This window comes from Micromonospora noduli, assembly GCF_003264365.1.
In the GTDB taxonomy this organism is placed as follows: Bacteria; Actinomycetota; Actinomycetes; order Mycobacteriales; family Micromonosporaceae; genus Micromonospora; species Micromonospora noduli.
The window spans coordinates 1-17,784 of the sequence record NZ_PYAK01000013.1 but is presented as its reverse complement, the minus strand read 5'-3'; the positions used below and the strand labels follow the sequence as shown (position 1 = coordinate 17,784).

Sequence of the window (17,784 nt, the reverse complement as noted above, 5' to 3'; positions counted from 1 at the left end):
CGCCCTTTCAGGCTGCTCAATACGTTCGCGGCATGACAATAAAACGTTCCACGCGCACCAGGCGCGGGACTGCCGTGCTGGCGATGATCGCTGTCACCGCGGCAAGCGTGCTCTCCGGTGAGCCCGCGTCGGCCGATCCCGTCCCCGTCCCCGTCCCTCAGGCAGCGCTCACCGACCGGGCCTTCGGCCAGGTCGCCGAGATCCATCTCCAGGGCGCCGCTCGGATCACCACCGTCGTGCTGTCGGCCGAGTTCGCTCAGTGGCACCGTCTGCACCCGAACGCCACGGCCGAACAGGCACAGACCCAGCTCACCGCACGCCAGCAGCTGCTCGACGAATCGCTGACCACGTTCGACCTCCTGCTGCCGGAACAGGACCTGCTGCTCAAGTCCGTCGACATCCTGCTCGGCGCGCCCGGCGGGGAAACCCGAACCTCGCCGGAGATCACCGGCCTGGTCGGGGCCGTGATCGGCAAGACTGTCGAGCCGTGGGACACCCGCGAGGAACTCGCCTCCGGCGCGCTGCGGACCGCCCAGTGGCTGCGCGGCCGTGACGACGCTCTCGCCGCGGTGTGGTCCGCGGTCCGACATGCAGCGGCAGCCAGCGCCTCCGTCGCCACCGCCTGGAACGCCGTCCTCGGCGAGCCGATCGGGGTGGACATCACCAACACCTACGAGGAGCTCCGGCAGGATCCCGGACTTTCGCATGTCGACCTCGACGCGATCCTGGCGCTGCGGGACGACTCGGTGGCGTACGTCGCGGCGGCCAAGCAGCAGCTGGCCTCCCTGCACGCTGAGCTGCTCGGCCTGAGCCTGGAGATCCGTCTCGAGATCGGCGAGAACAACAGCAAGTGCCCGCCGGAAGGGCCGCCGAGCGCCGCGTGCACCGCGGCGGCCAAGAAGGCCGCCGAGGACCGGGACAAGGATCGGCAGCAGACGATCTCCGACATCAAGGCCGGGGTGGGCATGGTCTCCACCATCATCGGGTTCGCCGACCCCGCCGCCGGCAAGAAGTCCAAGGTGATCGGGGAGGCGGTCCTCACCACGATCAGCGCGATCTCCAAGTACGCGGCGGCGATCACCGGCCGCGGGCTCGCGGGCTCGATCTTCAGCACCGCGACGTTGGCGATGACCGGCAACGTCTTCGGTGCCGTGATGTCGATCGTCGGGCTCTTCGGCAGCAGCGGACCGTCGCTGGACGCACAGATCCTGGCCCAGGTCAAAGCGTTGCGCGACGAGGTGCGGGCCCTCGGCGACGAGATGCGCGCCAGCTTCGCGCGGGTCGAGGCCCAGATCAACACGGTGTACGCGAACATGATGGCCCAGTTCGACAAGTTGAACGCCGCGATCGCCGGCAACACCGCGCAGATCACCCTCGTCCAGCAGCAGGTCGCCCAGCTCGGCCTGCGCCTGGAGGACATCGCCGCCACAGTGCTGGCCGCGATCGGCGACGCCACCCTGCACGACGCCCGCGCCGACATCAACAAGTACATCGGCTACCTGGAGAACTTCGGTCAACCGATCCCGACGTACGGCGAGTTCGTCGGCCCGGAGAACGAGTTCCACCTGACCTCGACACAGCTGGCCAGCGGCGCCGCCTTCGTGGTGCCCCGGACCGACGCCGACAACCCGGCGGTCGACCCGACCACAGCGCTCAACAGCTTCGGCGAGGCCCGGTCGATCAACTACCTGGCTCGGGTCGCCAGCGGACGTGACCCCTCGATGGTCGAACCGTCGACGCCGGTCGGCAACCCGACGGTGTGGAACCTCGGCGCGCAGTCGTACGCCATGTTGATGCTGCAGAACCCGACGTACGCCGCCCAGGTCAGCGCCGGCCGCGCCGCACAGATCGAGGCGGAGGGCACCCGCATCGCCGACCTCGCGGCCAGCTTCGGTCGACCGGCCAACGGCAACGCCAACGGCCTGATCACAGGGCTGGTCAACGAGTACGTCGCCGCCACCAATGAGCTGTCGACAGCGCTGGCCGCCTTCCGGACCAACGAGGTCCAGGTCCGCTACGAGCCGGACGCCAACGGCGTACAGGTGAAGACGCCCAAGAACTACGACCTGTTCTGGGACACCGACAAGCCACTCGCGCCGGCGCCGGCGAAGGCCGACGAGACGACGGTGCCCTCGTGCAGCGGCACCAGGCAGATCGACCGGCCCAGCAACGTTCGCTACGACCTGATGTCGAACATGGTGCGAGCACTCCAGTACGCGTACACGCCGCGCCTCGACGAGCCGCCGGCGGGTGTACGGGAGTTGCCCGAGGTCGGCCACTGCTACACGCCGAGCTGGGTCTACACACGTACGACGGGCTACGGCACCGGAGTGATCCGCCACTACGGCAAGCTGCGGTTGCAGATCCACAGCCGGTTCCGGCTGAACTCGTCCACGGCCTGGCAGAACTCCCGGACCGCCGACTACACCTGGCCCGACGAGCAGGTCTACCAGGTCGACTGCGAGTTCTTCAACTGTGACAGCGAGACCACGCCCGAGCAGGGCCTGACCCCGAAGTGGCCGTCCGGCCGGTACGCCTTCGCGAGCGGCGCGACGGTCGTGAACAACACGGCGCTGGACACCACGCTGACCCCGACCCTGCGCGGTTTCCTCCAGGCCCGGCAGAAGTCCATGTACGACCGGGTACGGGACCAGAGCACCCAGGTCAGCGGGCCGGTGCCCACCGCCCTGAAGAAGGTGAACACGGCGGCGCGGCTGCTCCAGGCGTACACCCGGTTGGGTCTGCCCAACGCCCTCGACTCGGACGACGTGTTGTCCGCGAACCTGTTCGGGCAGTACCAGATTCCGGTGAACATGCCGACGGACGCCAAGATCGGTAACGCCTACGCCAAGGCGAGCGGGAACTACACCCTCTGCGGGCCCACGCCGTGCTCGCTCGACCCCAGCCGCCCACTGCGCGACCAGGTCAGCCTCAAGGTGCCCTGCGAGCCCGCTGTCGACTCGTCCAACCTTCCCGGTGACCCACTGGGTGACTGTCTGATCACCAGCGCGCGGTCCCGCGCCAACACGCTCATGCAGCGGTACGAGGTGTGGGCGGACCAGATGTCCGCAGGTCTGCACCGCGAGCGGGTGCCGTGGATGAACGACACCCTCACGGGCCTGCGCATCACCACACGCCTGACCCACGCCAACTGACCCAGGGGCGTTGCCGGCGTCTCCGGGCGCCGGCAACGCGTGGCGTCAGGTTCAGTGGCGTTTCCAGGTTCAGTGACGTTCCAGGCCTCGCAGGAACAGTAGGCGAATGGACCCCATCCCGAGATGGTCGACCTCACCCGAAATGCCGGCTGACCAGGTGTGGGAGGCAGCACGGCCTATACCGGGCCGCAGCGGGTCCTGCATGGGTGCTGCTGGCGTATGGGGGTTTCTGCCATCACCCCTTTCAGCAGGGGCTCCCTGACCCTCCAGATCACGGGTTGCATGGAAGTGCGAGCCACACGCCTGTCGCGACGACGAGAAGGTGCTTGGAGGGCTGATGGATGCGAGGAACGCGTACCCGCGCCGCGCGCTGCTGCGAGGCGTCCTGCTCGGTTCTGCCGCGACGGCGTCCGGCCCGATGTTGAGCGCCTGCGCCGATTCACCGCGCGCTGCCCCATCGCCGGCCTCCACCCCGGCCGACAGCGCATCGCGCAGCGCCTCGACCCCCGCCTCGCCGTCCGCCGGCGGGGTGCTGCTGGCTTACTTCTCCCGCGCAGGGGAAAACTACTTCAACGGCGGTCGCCGGCGCTTGACCATCGGCAACACGGAGGTGGTGGCGGGCATGATCAGCCGACTCACCGGCTGCGCCGTGCACCGCATCGAGGCCGCCGACCCCTATCCCGACGACTATGAGCCGACCGTCGCGCGCAACGTGCGGGAACAGAACGCGAACGCCCGCCCGGCGATCGCCAACCCACTCGATTCGATCGGACGCTACGACACGATCCTGCTCGGCAGCCCAATCTGGAACGTCCGAGCACCGATGATCATGACGACGTTCGTCGAGGGCCTCGACTTCAGCGGTAGGATCGTCCACCCGCTCACCACCCACGCGATGAGCGGGCTGGGGACCACCGAACGCGACTACGCCGCCATCTGCCGGGGCGCGACGATCGGGGAGGGCCTCGCTGTGCGCGGAGAGGAAGTCGCCGACGCCGAACCCGACGTCGCGGCCTGGCTGCGCCGCATCGGCCTGCTCAGCTGATCCGGGTAGCCGCGCCTTCCTGCGCGGCGGCCCAGGCGGCGAGCAGCTCCAGGCCGTCACCGGAGCCGGTGCCCGGCTCGGCGGAGTAGGTCAGGACCGTCAGGGCAGCGTCACCGGGCAGCTCGAGCACTTCGAAGGCCAGGTCCAGTTCGCCGATGGCCGGGTGGCGGAAGCGCTTGCTGCCGTGGCGGTGGACGTAGACGTCCTGGGCGGCCCACCAGGCACGGAAGGGCTCGCTGCGCATCGACAGCTCACCGATCAGGTTCATCAGCTGCTGGTCTTCGGGGTGTTGCGCGGCGGCGATGCGGAGCGCGGCGACGGCGGAGCGGGCCACCTGCGCCCACTCCGGGTAGAAAGCCTGTGCGTGTGGGTCCAGGAAGGTGAACCGCATCGAGCTCGCCGGCAGCGCCGCGTTCGCGGCGAACATGGGCGCGTAGAGGGCCATGCCCAGCGGGTTCGCCGCCAGGATGTCGAAGCGGTGGTTACGCAGGAACGCCGGCACACCGGTCATCGAGTGCAGCACTCGGCGGATCGCCGGCCGGATCTCCGGGGCCTTGTCGCGCTGGGCGCGGCCGCGCGCAGGTTGAGGGCCGGCGGCGCGGGCGAGATGGTGCAGGTGAGCGGTTTCGGTGTCGTCGAGCTGCAGCGCACGAGCAATGGCGTCCAAGACGCTGTCGGACGCGCCGGCGAGGTTGCCACGTTCGAGGCGGGTGTAGTACTCGACGCTGACACCGGCCAGCGCGGCCACCTCACCGCGGCGCAGCCCCGCGACGCGGCGACTGCCGTACGCGGGGATGCCGGCCTGCTCCGGGCTGACCTTGGCTCGGCGGGAGGTGAGAAACGCCCGTACCTCGCTGCGGTTGTCCATATGCCCAGGCTAGGCATCACGGCCGGCATGAGGGGGTCCCTGGCGGTACCCCTCACGACGGTGGTTCATGCTCGACCGCCCGGCGACCAAACCTGGGGTGGGGGACTCTGCCAGTACCCGTTTGAGCAAGGTCTCCCCGGAAACCTGACTGCGGTATCTGCTGTTGAAAGTAAGACCCGCACGGGCCCCGGCATCGGAAGGACTAGCTGTCATGCCAACCCCGCAGCTGACGCTTAACAACGGCGTCGAGATTCCCGCCGTCGGTCTCGGTGTCTTCCAGACACCTCCGCAGGAAACCCGCTCCGCGGTAGAGGCCGCGTTGTCGGCCGGATACCGACACATCGACACCGCGGCCGCCTACGGCAACGAGCGTGAGGTCGGCGAGGCGATCGCCACGTCGAGCATCGACCGCTCCGAGGTCTTCATCGAGACCAAGATCTGGATCAACGACTACGGGTACGACCAGACGTTGCACGGATTCGAGAAGAGCGCCGCCAAACTCGGCGTCGAGCAGATCGATCTGCTGATCCTGCACCAGGCGTTGCCGTCGGAGTTCGATCGGACCCTGGACGCGTACCGGGCTCTGGAGAAGCTGCTGGCCGACGGCAGGGTCCGCGCCATCGGAGTCAGCAACTTCATGGTCGATCACCTGACCGCGCTGCTCGACAAGGCGACCGTCGTGCCCGCGGTGAACCAGATCGAGGTGCATCCCTACTTCGCCCAGCGTGAGGTGCAGGCCTTCGCCGCGCAACACGGCATCCTGTCGCAAGCCTGGTCGCCGATCGGCGGCATCACCTTCTACCGCGACGGCGAGCACACCAGCACCCTGCAGGATCCGGTGATCGGTGACATTGCGAAGGCACACGGCAAGACACTGGCGCAGGTGATGCTGCGCTGGCACGTGCAGCAGGGACGTTCGGCGATCCCCAAGTCGACGAAGCCCGCGCGGATCGCAGAGAACTTCGACGTGTTCGATTTCGCGCTCACCGCCGAGCAACTCGCCGCGATCGACGCCCTGGACACCGGCAAGCGCGGGGGCCCGGATCCCGCCGACATCACCCTCGCCACCTTCGGCAGGCCGATCCCCGAAGCCTGATCCACCCCGAACCCGCAGTCCCCCACCAGGCACATGTCGCGGGACAACGGGTTGTCGGTTCAACGAACGAACGAGAGGACGACAAACATGCGTACGGTGAAGCTGGGTCAGCTCGAGGTCGCCCGCATCGGTCTGGGTGCGATGGGAATGTCCCACGGCTACAGCGGTGCGGGCAGCGACGATGCCGAGTCGATCCGCACCATCCACCGGGCTCTCGAGCTGGGTGTCACGCTGATCGACACAGCGGAGATCTACGGCCCGTACGTCAACGAGAAGTTGGTCGGCCGTGCCCTACAGGGCCGCCGTGACCAGGTCGTGCTGGCCACCAAGTTCGGCCTCGTCTCCCACGACGGCCGTGTCCCGGGAGGCCTGGACAGCAGCCCCGACAACATCCGCACCGCCGTCGAGGGCTCGCTGAAGCGCCTCGGCACCGACCACATCGACCTGTACTACCAGCACCGCGTCGACCAGAGCACCCCGATCGAGGACACCATGGGCGCCCTCGCGGCCCTGGTTCAGGAAGGCAAGATCCGCTACGTCGGCCTGTCCGAGGCGTGGATCGACACCATCCGCCGCGCCCACGCCGTCCACCCGGTCACCGCCCTGCAGTCGGAGTACTCCCTGTGGACGCGTGATCAGGAGCAGATTCTGCCCGTGCTGCGGGAGCTGGGCATCGGCCTGGTGGCGTACTCACCGCTTGGCCGCGGCTTCCTCACCGGTGCCCTACGCACGCCGGCTGACGTCGAGCGCCTCGACGACAGCGATTTCCGCAAGAACCACCCGCGCTTCACCGGCGAGAACTTCCAGCGCAACCTGCGCATCGCCGACCAGGTGCAGGCCGTCGCCGACCAGGTGGGCGCCACGTCAGCCCAGGTCGCCCTGGCCTGGCTACTGGCCCAGGGCGACGACATCGTTCCCATTCCCGGCACCAAGCGGGTGAGCCGCGTGGAGGAGAACGCCGCAGCGGACACCGTCACGCTCACCCCCAAGCAGGTCGCCACCCTCACTGCGCTGCCCGTCGCCGAGGGCGGCCACCACACCGACGAGCAGATGCAGGTGATCGAGCGCTGATCGGCGGAGCGCGCGGTGATGATCAGCACGTTCGGTGAACTCTCCCCTGACGGAAGGGTAGCTTCACTGTCGGCTTTCAGGCGGGGCCGCTTGGCTCCCCCGGCGAGTGTGACGCGTCCGGGCAATGACGCCCTGAGGCCGCTCAACCGCCTGTCGCTGGTCGGCGGGTAGCTGCCCGATCCAGGGCGGAGCTGAGCGCGTCCACGAGACGCCCGAGTGGAAATGGCTGTATGTCTTCTGTGCTGTCCGCGGTCAACCGGCCGCGTCTGTCCCGTCCGTCCTGGTTGTCACCGAAGGTGTTCCGCACCGAGGTCCTCGCCGGTCTGGTCGTCGCCCTGGCGTTGATCCCGGAGGCGATCTCGTTCTCGATCCTCGCCGGTGTCGACCCCCGCGTGGGACTGTTCGCCTCGTTCACGATGGCAGTCACCATCGCGATCTGCGGAGGACGTCCGGCGATGATCTCCGCCGCGACCGGGGCCATCGCCCTCGTCGTCGGGCCACTGGCGAAGGAACACGGGCTGGACTACCTGATCGCGGCGGTGATCCTCGGCGGCGCGATCCAGATCCTGCTCGCCGTGCTCGGCGTGGCGAAGCTGATGCGGTTCATCCCGCGCAGCGTCATGGTGGGTTTCGTCAACGCCCTGGCCATCCTCATCTTCGCCGCCCAGGTCCCGCACCTGCTCGGCGTGCCGTGGCTGGTCTACCCGCTCGTCGCCGTCGCCCTGGCGATCATGGTGGGGCTCCCCCGGCTCACCCGCGCCATCCCGGCGCCACTGGTCGCCATCGTGGTCCTGACCCTGGTCACCGTCTTCGCCAGCGTGGCGGTGCCGACCGTCGGCGACGAGGGAGCCCTGCCGGACAGCCTGCCCACCCTAGGCCTGCCGCAGATCCCCTGGACCATGAACACCCTCACCCTTGTCGCCCCCTACGCCCTGGGGATCGCGCTGGTCGGGCTGATGGAGTCGCTGATGACCGCCAAGCTCGTCGACGACATCACCGACACCCCCTCCAGCAAGACGCGCGAGTCCTGGGGTCAGGGCGTGGCCAACATCGTCACCGGCTTCTTCGGCGGCATGGGTGGCTGCGCCATGATCGGCCAGACGATGATCAACGTGAAGGCGTCCGGCGCCCGTACCCGGCTTTCGACGTTCCTGGCCGGCGTGTTCCTGCTGGTCCTGGTCGTCGCGCTCGGCGACGTGGTGGCGGTGATTCCGATGGCTGCCCTGGTCGCCGTGATGATCATCGTGGCGGTGTCGACGTTCGACTGGCACTCCGTCGCCCCGGCCACGCTGAAGCGGATGCCGTACGGCGAGACGATCGTCATGGTCGCGACCGTCGCCACCACCCTGGCCACCCACAACCTCGCCATCGGCGTCGTGATCGGCGTCCTCACCGCCATGGTGATCTTCGCCCGGCGGGTGGCCCACCTGGTCGAGGTCACCAGCGTCCTGGACCCGGACGGCACCACACGGATCTACTCGGTACGCGGCGAGCTCTTCTTCGCCTCCAGCAACGACCTGGTGGGCCAGTTCGACTACGCGAACGACCCCGAGACGGTGGTCATCGACATGACCCACGCCCACGTCTGGGACGCCTCATCCGTCGCCGCCCTCGACGCCATCACGCAGAAGTACGCCACCCGCGGCAAGACCGTCGAGATCATCGAACTGAACAAGCCCAGCGCCCGCATCCACGACACCCTCGCCGGTCAGCTCGGCGTCGGCCACTGATGGCCACCACCAGCCGGGAAACCGAGCCGGAGCAGCACCGCTCCGGCTCGGCCACCGGCCGCCTCATGCAGATCGGCGAGGCCGCCGAACGGGTCGGGCTGAGCATCCGCACCATCCGCCACTACGAGGAAGCCGGCCTGATCGTTCCCTCCGCCCGCAGCGAGGGCGGCTTCCGCCTCTACACCGAACCCGACCTCGACCGCCTCGCCGTCGTCAAACGCATGAAACCCCTCGGCTTCACCCTCGACGAGATGCGGGACCTCCTCACCGTCCTGGACGCCCTCGACACCACCACCGGCGCCGACCGCGCCGCCCTGCTCGACCGGCTCGCCATGTTCCACACCGCCGCCACCACCCGCGTCACCGCCCTGCGCGACCAACTCGCCACGGCCGAAGGTTTCGCCGACACGCTCCGCGCCGAAATCGACCACCACGAACGCCCACCTGTCTGAACCTTGGGCCGTGGCGACCGGTCGGCAAACTTGCCGAGCGTCAGGCTTGCATCCGGTACCCAGGTACACGCTTACCGTCGTCGGTATGACCACTGACTCCCAGGCGTGGTTGCCCGAGTCGTGCACCTTGCCGAGCGGACAACGGCCGCTGCGGCTGGCCGAATTCGACTACCTGTTCGCCACCGCCCTGCTGGCGCAGCAGCGGCTGTCCCCCACCGAACTGCTGTGGCGTCTCGACCCGACCGCCGAGGCGACCGCCCGGGACCTCATCCGCCGGGAAAGCTCCTGCTGCTCGTTCTTCTCGTTCACCCTCGCCGCCGAGACCGGCACGCTGCGCCTCGACGTGCGGGTGCCGGCCGCGCACGTCGACGTCCTCGACGCGCTCGCGCTACGAGCCACGGCCGGGATGACGGCATGAGCGGATTGCGCAGCGGCCAGGTCGCCGCCGCAGCCGGGGTGAACCCGCAGACGCTGCGCTACTACGAACGCCGCGGACTGCTCGCCGAACCAGACCGAAGTCTGGGCGGGCACCGCCTCTACCCAGCCGAAGCGGTCACCGTGCTGAGGGTGATCAAAGCGGCGCAGCGGCTCGGGTTCACCCTCGACGAGGTCGCCGAACTTCTCGACGCGGGCCAGCACCGGCACGGTCGCCACCCCGACGCCGGCCTACGGGTCCGTGCCCAGGCAAAGCTCGCCGAGGTCGAGGCGAAGATCGCTGACTTGCAGGTCATCGCCGGCACACTGCGCGCCGCGGTGGAGGCCGGCTGCGACGACCTCGTCGAGTGCGCCGGCCAGCCGTGCTGCCCCATCCCCTTCGCCACCATCGCTCCAGGAGGTGCCTGTTCGGCCAGGTCACCGACATGATCGGGGGCTGCGGGCACACCGGTACGGTCCACGCATGACCGTCGTCCGCTCGATCCTGCTGTTCGTCGTCGCCGCCCTGTTCGAGATCGGCGGGGCGTGGCTGATCTGGCAGGGCTGGCGCGAGCACCGCGGCCTGTGGTGGATCGCCGCCGGAGTCATCGCCCTCGGCGCGTACGGATTCGTCGCCACCTTCCAGCCCGACCCGAACTTCGGGCGCATCCTCGCCGCCTACGGCGGCGTGTTCGTGGCCGGATCCCTCGCCTGGGGCGTGATCGTCGACAAGTTCCGGCCCGACCGGTGGGACGTCATCGGCGCCGGCATCTGCCTGATCGGCGTCGCCTTGATCATGTACGCGCCGCGTTCGGCAGGCGGCTCCTGATCGCCACGAAGACCAGCGGGCCCGAAGTCCCCTGGCAATTCGACCCGGGAACCTGGGCATCAGAGCGGTCCTGCACGCTCAGCCCTCGCCACGGCACAGGCTTTGCCCCAGGTCGTAGCGTGGCAGGGTGGCAGCACCCCGCATGGCACCGCCGTCAGGGATGGGCCGCCGGCTGACGTTCCTTTTCGCGTTGGCCGCGGGAGTGGCCGTCGGCAATCTGTACTGGGCCCAGCCACTGCTCGGCTTCATCGCAGGCGATCTACGCGTCACGACCGCGACGGCCGGCTGGCTGGTCACCGCGACGCAGCTCGGGTACGCCGTCGGTGTGCTGCTGCTCGTACCGCTCGGTGACGTCCTGGACCGCCGCCGGTTCGTCCCGATCATGCTGCTGACCTCGGCCGCCGCACTGCTGCTGTGCGCGCTGGCGCCGTCGATCGGCGTACTCCTGCTCGCACTCGGCGTGCTCGGCGTGACGACGATTTCCGGGCAGATCCTCACTCCGCTCGCCGGAGACCTTGCCGGCGACGCCCAGCGCGGTCGGATCGTCGGCGTCGTCGGATCCGGGACCCTCACCGGCATCCTGGCCTCCCGCACGATCAGCGGCCTCGTCGCCGACGCCGCCGGGTGGCGGACGATCTTCGCCCTCGCCGCGGTCCTCGCCGTCCTGCTCGCGATCGTGCTCCACCGCGCGATTCCACCGCTGGCACCGCGGACACGCATGCCCTATGCGCAGCTCATCGCCTCGGTCGGCGCGGTGGTCGTGCGCGATCGGGCGGTCCGATGGACGCTGGTCCTGGGCGCCACCGGATTCGCCGCGTTCTCGCTGTTCTGGACGGCGCTGACGTTCCTCCTCAGCAGCCCGCCGTTCCGGTACCCGGTGGCGGTGATCGGGTTGTTCGGGTTGGCCGGACTCGCCGGTGTCCTGTCCGGCCTACGCGGCGGACGGCTGCACGACCGCGGCTGGTCGCTTCCGGCCACCGGCGCGGCCTGGATACTGGCCCTCACAGCCTTCGTCGTCGCGGCGTTCGCCGTACGGTCCGTCGTCCTCGTCATCATCGTGATCGTCATGCTCGACGTCGCCCTCCAGACGCAGGCCCTGCTGAACCGGGCGCGACTGTTCGCCCTCTCTCACGAGGCCCGGAGCCGGCTCAACACCGCGCTGGCCACCGGCAACTTCGTCGGCGCCGCCATCGGCTCCGCCGCCGCAACCGCGCTCTGGTCCGCGGGCGGCTGGACAGCGGTCACCATCGCGGGAACGGCGCTCTGCTGCTTCGCGCTCATCGTGTGGGCGCTGGGACGTCGTGGTCCACTCGTGATCCGCGTTGCCCCGCCGGAGAACGCAATTCAGGGGGCGCGGCCGATTGGCCATGCCCCCTGAATATCGCTGGTGCGCCGCCAGGGACTCGAACCCCGAACCCGCGGATTAAGAGTCCGCTGCTCTGCCAGTTGAGCTAGCGGCGCTCGTCGGCAACGGGACGAGACGTTAGCACGGTGCCGGGAGACGCTGTCGCCGGTGCTGGGCACGACGGCCGGGTCCGGCAGCCGGCCGGGTCCGGCAGCCGGCCAGGTCCGGTTGATCAAGCGGGTACGCTCGTTACTGCTGCCTGCTGCGCTGACCAGCGCCGAACGGCCGGCTCGGCCGCGAGCCCGCAGTGGATCCGAAGAACCTCGCGCCGCTCCAGGGGGAAGTAGCCAGGTGAGCACCCATTCGATGTTGTTGTTCGTGCTCGCCGCTGTCGCGGTCATCGTCGTCGTGCGGTGGGTGGCGGCCCGCACCGGTCTGCCGGCCGCGGCGCTTCTGCCGCTCATCGGCATCGTGTACGCGCTGCTCCCCGGCCCCAACATCGGCCTTGATCCCGACCTTGTGCTCATGATCGTGCTGCCGCCGTTGCTCTACAGCGCCGCACTGGACTCCTCACTGTTGGACATTCGCCGGAACCTGCGCATCGTGGTCAGCTTGTCCGTGCTGCTGGTGCTCCTCACCGGGGTACTGGTCGGCATCGGGTTCCACCTGTTCGTCGCCGGGGCGACGCTCGCTGCCGGGATCGCGGTCGGCGCCGCCATCGCGCCGCCCGACCCGGTGGCCGCCCTGGCGGTGGGCCGCCGAGTGAACCTGCCACCGAAGATGGTCACGATCATTCAGGGCGAGGGGCTGCTCAACGACGCCACCGCGCTGACGATGCTCAGCGTCGCGGTGGCCGCCGCGGTGGGTGGTGAGTTCTCGTTTCCGTCCGCTGTTGCCCAGTTCGTGCTGGCGGCGGTCGGCGGGGTCGCAGTGGGAGCGGCCGTGGCCTGGCTGGTACGTCTGGCCCGACCGTTCACCGCGGACCCACTGTTGTCGAATGCCATCTCGCTCGCGACACCGTTCGTGGCCTACCTGTTGGGCGAGGAACTGCACGTCTCCGGGGTGCTCGCCGTGGTTATCGCCGGGCTGATCGTTGGTCACAAGACGCCGCAGCTCACCTCGGGGGCCGCCCGGTTGCAGACCAGCGCGGTGTGGCGGTTGGTCGACTTCCTCCTCGAAGGCTTCGTCTTCCTGCTCATCGGCCAGCAGCTTCCCGAAGTCGTCAAGGGCCTACGTCAGTACGACACGTCGACCATCTTCATCGCTGTCGCGGTATCGGTCGGCGTGGTGCTCCTGCTGCGCCCCGCGTGGCTGGTGATGACCCAGTCCCTCCCGCGGTCACTGCACACCCGGCTGGGCGGCATTTCCGAGCAGTACGACCCCGACGAACCCGGGAGCGCCCGGCGGATCGAGCGCGCTGACCGCAACGCCCGCCGGCTCACCTCCCGTGAAGTGGTGGCACTGAGCTGGTCCGGCACCCGTGGCGTGATCAGCCTGGCCGCGATTTTCACCCTGCCGTTGACCACCAACAGCGGCGCACCCTTTCCCGACCGTGACCTCCTGCTGTTCTGCACCTTCGTGGTCGTCCTGGTGACACTCGTCGGGCAGGGCCTGACGTTCGCGCCGCTCGTGCGGATGCTGGGCCTGCGCGCCAACGAAACCGACCAGGCCCGCGTACGCAACGAGGCCCGCTCGGCGGCGGTCGAGGCCGCCCTGGCCCGCCTCGAGGAGGTTGCCGCCGTGGAGCCGGACAGCGTGGTGGCCGTCAACACCACCCGTACGCAACTGCTGGCCCGACTGGCGCGCTACCGCGGGCGGCTGGACCTTCTGGAGCAGAGCGGCTCATCCGAGCTGCCCACCTCACCGGAGTACGAGACGGCTCTTCGTGTCCGGCGGACAGCCATCGACGCGCAGCGCGAGGAGCTCGTGCGCTGGCGCGACTCCGGCCGACTGCCGGACGAGGAACTCCGCGTCCTGGAACGTGAACTCGATCACGAGGAGCTGCTACTGCCGAGGCGGGCTTCCAGCTGACGTCAACGTGCCAACTGGTGCAGGATCACCGGATCCTTGATCTTCTTGTCGGCGGCCAACAGCAACGCCTTGCTGATGATCTCGCCGAGCCGGCTGTCGCCCTCGAAGGGCAGGAACATCTCCGGTTCCTTCGCCTTCGCCGAGTCGGGGATGATGCACAGGTACCGATCCTCCGGGGCGATCAGGATGTTGCCCGAGCCGCAGTGGATGCGGTACGTGTGCAGGTCACCCCGTACTTCGAGGAACCGGTCGGTGAACGTGCACCGGTTGGCGATCGCCAGTCGGGGAACCAGCTCGGCCAGCACCTCCCGGCGAGTCTTAGCGGTCGGGGTGAGGTCGCCGAAGCTGCTCTGCGACCAGTAGTCGCGGTACCGGCCCTGGGGACCACCGTCGTACCAGTTCGGGTCGTTGCCCACCCCGGCCGCGGCAACGAACAGGTCGACGTCGCGCATCACCTCACTCAGCACGACCGCCGGAACCTCCTCCAGCGGCACCGGCGTACGTTCCCCCCGGACGAACACCAGTTGGTCGGTCCCCATCGTGTCGAACATCAGGTCGTCGCCCTGATCCTCGATCCCGGCGATGTGCAGCACGGCGCGCAGCTCCCAGTCCGGAAGGGCCAGCCAGGGGTCCTGGTAGCTCGCGCCGTCGTTGCGGTGTCGAACGTGCGACCAGCCGCGCCGGGACAGCAGCGCGATGAGACGGTGCTGGCGCACGATGTGCGCGGCGAACCGGTTGGAGTATGTCCCCGTGGCCCGTTCCGCGTCGGTCAGCAGGTACTGCTCGCGGTGCGCCTGCTTGAACGGCTGGGTGATCGTGTGCCGGGCCAGGAAGTCCCGCCAGGCCAGGACCGTGGTCGGATCGTCGACCGGGTGCCACAGCCTCACCGTGGCGTCGCCGGCGGGCTCGAACACCCTGTCGTCCACGGTCCGCAGGGCGTCGCCGCCCCAGCAGCAGGCGACGCCGTCGACGGTCCAGATCAGCCGTCGGGTCAGGGTCCGGGCCAGCGGGTGGTCCAGGAACCGCTCCCGCCACTGCTCGACGGTCCACGTACGGTTGCGCCGCAGCAGCCCTTCCAGGCGGTCGCGGGTCCCGATCAGCGTGGCACCGACATCCGCGACTGTGGCCTTCAGCTCCTTCAACTCCTCGCCGTGGTCCTTGCGCACCTGCGCCGGAGGCGCCTTGACCACCTTGCCGTCGGAGTTGCGCCACACCACGACGGCGTCGACGCCGCGCACCTCGACCTCGTACGAGCTGTCACCCAGCTTGTCCGCGAGCGGCAGCCCGAAACCGGGCAGCGCCATCTCCTCGACGTCCTCTCGACCGATGCCGAGCGCCTCGGCGTGCTTGGTCAGGCCCTTCTCGACGATGCGAAGCGTGCTCTTGTAGGTCAGCCGCGACGCCAGCCGCGCCAGTTGCGCGAGGGCGGCGGGGTGATCGGTGTCGACGAGCACCGCGACCGCGACGTTCGCCAGCTTCGGGCTCGACGGACCGTGGCCGGGAACCTTGCGGGCGGCCCGTTCCGCGATGTGGCCGAGGCTGCGCAGGGTCTCCTCCGACGGCGGGCACATCGCTCGCGTCCAGAGCAGGCCCCACAGCACCCCGACGTTGTGGCGGTCGGCCAGCCGCGGCGGGAAATCTTCGATGTGACCGGGGCAGCAGGTGGTCATCCGCAGCGGCAGACTGCGCGGCAGACCCACCAGCGGAAGCCAGTCGTCGAGCCGATCGGTGAACTCGTCGACGCCGACCGCGTCGAGCAGAACCCGGGCGCTCTTCTGCCAGGCGGCCGTCGGCCGCGCCTTGTCCGCACCGAGCAGGCAGTGGGCAAGCAACGCCTGCCACCTGGATCGGCGCTCCTGCGGCATCGCCTCGATGTCCGCGACGGCCCGGTCAGCCCACTGCTCGCCGATGTTGACGGTCGGCCACATCGCCTCGTCCTCGTCGCCCATGTCCGAGTGGACGCGCTCGATCCGCGTCCGCCGCCAGGTCGCCAGCGCCGCCGGGTGCGAACGCCCGGCGAGGTGCTCGGCTTGTAGCGACTCCCGGGTGAAGCTCACAAGCGACGCGCTCCACCGTCCGAATCCCAGCCACGCCTGACCGCCCAGCCGCTCCAGCCAGCCGGATCCAGTCAACCCGCCGGCCGAGCACAGAGCGCGGATCAGCCCGTTGCGCCCGTCGCTGTCCTGCCCCGGCACCGCCAATGCGTCGAACACCAACTGCCGCGCCTGCACCGGCTGGACGGCCAGGAGCTGCTTCGCCCGCTCCCAGACCTCGCCGCGGGCGACGTCCCACAAGGTGTTCCGGCTGTGGGGTAACCGCGGCAGATTGTCGATCACTGTCATCGCCGCGGCGGCCCGCCGGTCGTCATCCGCCCCATCACCATTCAGCGCCGCGACGGCGGCGGCGAGTTCCTCGGCCCGCTGTGTGGCGTCCGGCAGCAGTTCGATCTGCGGGGACGCCAGCTCGTACGGTCCGGCCGGGTCGTTGAGCGCCGCGAGCAGCGCCGGCCCGGTGCCGTCCGGTGCCCAGCCGCACACCATGCTCACCCGATTGACGAAGTCCCGCCCGTCGATCTCGTTGAGGGCGTCACCGCCCCGCTCGCACCACCCCCTGACCGTGGTGATCACGTCACGCAGCGCCTGCTCCGGGTCGTACGTGTCCATCAGCCACCCACCAGCGGGACGAGCTTGAGGAACGTGATCCGGGACCCCGCGTGCAGGTGGACCTTGTCGTCCAGGGCCGTCACCTGCCGGTCGTCGACCAGCACCACGAAGCCGTTGCGGCCGAACGCCTCGAGCGTCGCCCGGGTCCGCTCCTCCGGATCGACGTGCCCGCCGGACTCCGCGACCTCCAGAAAGACCCGCCGCCGAATCAACTCGCCGAGGCGTACCTCTTCCTCGAAGATGTCCATGGTCCACTCAGGACCGCTCGGCGCTCCGGTCACTTCATCGGCGATTGTGATCATCGGCATGGCGCCGAGGCTAACCGAGCACCCCGACAGCGTTCCGCTCTCGTTGCACCGCCCGCCGGCCGGTGAACGGGACGCGATTGATCCGTCGCAGGCCGGGTAGCTGAACCGCATGCGACTACCAACCCTGGCCAGGACCGCGGCAGCGGTCACCGTGACAGCCACCGCCGGGGCGACGGTCACCGACGCCTCCTCACGCTGGTACCAACGGCTACGGAAGCCGACCTGGCAACCCCCGCCCGTGGCGTTCCCGCTGGCATGGACGCCGCTGTACGCCCTGATCGCGGTGGCCGGCGCCCGCGTGCTGGACCGCACCAGCGGAACCGACCGCGCCGCGTTCACCCGCGCCTACGGGCTCAACCTGGCCCTCAACTTCGGTTGGAGCGCGCTGTTCTTCAAGGCCCACCGACCCACCATCGCGCTGGCCGAAATCGCCGCGCTCAACGCCTCCAACCTCGTGCTGCTCCGCCGAGCCGCACGGGCCGACCGCGTCGCGGCCGTCGCACTGGCCCCGTACGCCGCGTGGACGCTCTTCGCGACCGCCCTCAACGGCACCATCGTCCGCCTGAACACCAACCGTTGATCCGGAAGATCATCCTCGTACCGCGTGTGTCCGCCAGTTACCGGACGTACCGAAGACACAAAAAAGGCCCCGACCCGGTGTGAATCACCAGGTCAGGACCTTGATCGTTGGTGCGCCGCCAGGGACTCGAACCCCGAACCCGCGGATTAAGAGTCCGCTGCTCTGCCAGTTGAGCTAGCGGCGCTCGTCGGCAACGG

The 17,784-nt window shown here is 69.2% G+C and carries 15 protein-coding genes and 2 tRNA genes; 12 read left to right on the top strand and 5 right to left on the bottom strand.

Annotated features, from left to right (window positions below):
- Window positions 1-83: 83 nt before the first annotated feature.
- Window positions 84-3,155: an efflux RND transporter permease subunit gene (locus GUI43_RS12990; protein ID WP_146765898.1), complete on the top strand. Its 3,072-nt coding sequence runs from the start codon at window positions 84-86 to the stop codon at window positions 3,153-3,155.
- Window positions 3,156-3,477: 322 nt separating this feature from the next.
- Window positions 3,478-4,200, top strand: coding sequence for a flavodoxin (locus GUI43_RS12985; RefSeq protein WP_211326682.1), 723 nt, complete (start codon window positions 3,478-3,480; stop codon window positions 4,198-4,200).
- Here GUI43_RS12985 and GUI43_RS12980 read toward each other — a convergent pair.
- Window positions 4,193-5,068 (bottom strand): helix-turn-helix transcriptional regulator, encoded by an 876-nt coding sequence (locus GUI43_RS12980; RefSeq protein WP_112698890.1) that lies wholly within the window; start codon window positions 5,066-5,068, stop codon window positions 4,193-4,195. The genes GUI43_RS12985 and GUI43_RS12980 overlap by 8 nt on opposite strands.
- Window positions 5,069-5,279: 211 nt before the next feature.
- Between GUI43_RS12980 and GUI43_RS12975 the strand changes: the two genes are divergently transcribed.
- From GUI43_RS12975 to GUI43_RS12940, 8 genes are all read left to right on the top strand, one after another.
- Window positions 5,280-6,164, top strand: coding sequence for an aldo/keto reductase (locus GUI43_RS12975; RefSeq protein ID WP_112698889.1), 885 nt, complete (start codon window positions 5,280-5,282; stop codon window positions 6,162-6,164).
- A gap of 87 nt (window positions 6,165-6,251) precedes the next feature.
- A complete protein-coding gene (locus tag GUI43_RS12970; protein WP_112698888.1) occupies window positions 6,252-7,235 on the top strand; it encodes an aldo/keto reductase in 984 nt (327 codons plus the stop codon).
- Window positions 7,236-7,465: 230 nt separating this feature from the next.
- On the top strand, window positions 7,466-8,965 hold the full coding sequence (locus GUI43_RS12965) for a SulP family inorganic anion transporter (RefSeq protein WP_112605767.1): 1,500 nt from the start codon (window positions 7,466-7,468) through the stop codon (window positions 8,963-8,965).
- On the top strand, window positions 8,965-9,417 hold the full coding sequence (locus tag GUI43_RS12960) for a MerR family transcriptional regulator (RefSeq protein WP_112605764.1): 453 nt from the start codon (window positions 8,965-8,967) through the stop codon (window positions 9,415-9,417). The genes GUI43_RS12965 and GUI43_RS12960 overlap by 1 nt, the downstream gene beginning before the upstream one ends.
- 85 nt (window positions 9,418-9,502) lie before the next feature.
- Complete coding sequence (locus GUI43_RS12955; protein ID WP_112698887.1) at window positions 9,503-9,835, top strand: hypothetical protein; 333 nt, start codon at window positions 9,503-9,505, stop codon at window positions 9,833-9,835.
- The gene (locus tag GUI43_RS12950; RefSeq protein ID WP_112605759.1) at window positions 9,832-10,281 is read left to right on the top strand and encodes a MerR family transcriptional regulator; all 450 of its coding nucleotides are present in this window, start codon (window positions 9,832-9,834) and stop codon (window positions 10,279-10,281) included. The genes GUI43_RS12955 and GUI43_RS12950 overlap by 4 nt, the downstream gene beginning before the upstream one ends.
- Before the next feature lie 34 nt (window positions 10,282-10,315).
- Entirely contained in the window at window positions 10,316-10,660 is a 345-nt protein-coding gene (locus GUI43_RS12945) for a YnfA family protein (protein WP_112582170.1), read from the top strand.
- A gap of 127 nt (window positions 10,661-10,787) precedes the next feature.
- Window positions 10,788-12,038, top strand: a complete 1,251-nt coding sequence (locus GUI43_RS12940) for an MFS transporter (protein ID WP_249037734.1) — start codon at window positions 10,788-10,790, stop codon at window positions 12,036-12,038.
- A 7-nt stretch (window positions 12,039-12,045) separates the two neighbouring features.
- On the opposite strand, the gene GUI43_RS12935 is transcribed toward GUI43_RS12940, so the two are convergent.
- A tRNA-Lys gene (locus GUI43_RS12935) sits at window positions 12,046-12,121 on the bottom strand.
- A 235-nt stretch (window positions 12,122-12,356) separates the two neighbouring features.
- On the opposite strand from GUI43_RS12935, the gene GUI43_RS12930 reads away from it, so the two are divergent.
- Window positions 12,357-14,036 (top strand): Na+/H+ antiporter, encoded by a 1,680-nt coding sequence (locus GUI43_RS12930; protein WP_428842207.1) that lies wholly within the window; start codon window positions 12,357-12,359, stop codon window positions 14,034-14,036.
- 2 nt (window positions 14,037-14,038) lie between these two features.
- On the opposite strand, the gene GUI43_RS12925 is transcribed toward GUI43_RS12930, so the two are convergent.
- Together GUI43_RS12925 and GUI43_RS12920 are read right to left on the bottom strand one after the other, a co-directional pair.
- The gene (locus GUI43_RS12925) at window positions 14,039-16,699 is read right to left on the bottom strand and encodes a DUF4132 domain-containing protein (RefSeq protein WP_112698885.1); all 2,661 of its coding nucleotides are present in this window, start codon (window positions 16,697-16,699) and stop codon (window positions 14,039-14,041) included.
- A complete protein-coding gene (locus tag GUI43_RS12920; RefSeq protein ID WP_112605750.1) occupies window positions 16,699-17,007 on the bottom strand; it encodes a hypothetical protein in 309 nt (102 codons plus the stop codon). Before GUI43_RS12920 ends, GUI43_RS12925 begins: the two co-directional genes overlap by 1 nt.
- 109 nt (window positions 17,008-17,116) lie before the next feature.
- On the opposite strand from GUI43_RS12920, the gene GUI43_RS12915 reads away from it, so the two are divergent.
- Window positions 17,117-17,587 (top strand): TspO/MBR family protein, encoded by a 471-nt coding sequence (locus GUI43_RS12915; protein WP_112698884.1) that lies wholly within the window; start codon window positions 17,117-17,119, stop codon window positions 17,585-17,587.
- A gap of 108 nt (window positions 17,588-17,695) precedes the next feature.
- On the opposite strand, the gene GUI43_RS12910 is transcribed toward GUI43_RS12915, so the two are convergent.
- Window positions 17,696-17,771: transfer RNA gene (locus GUI43_RS12910), tRNA-Lys, on the bottom strand.
- Between the last annotated feature and the right edge of the window lie 13 nt (window positions 17,772-17,784).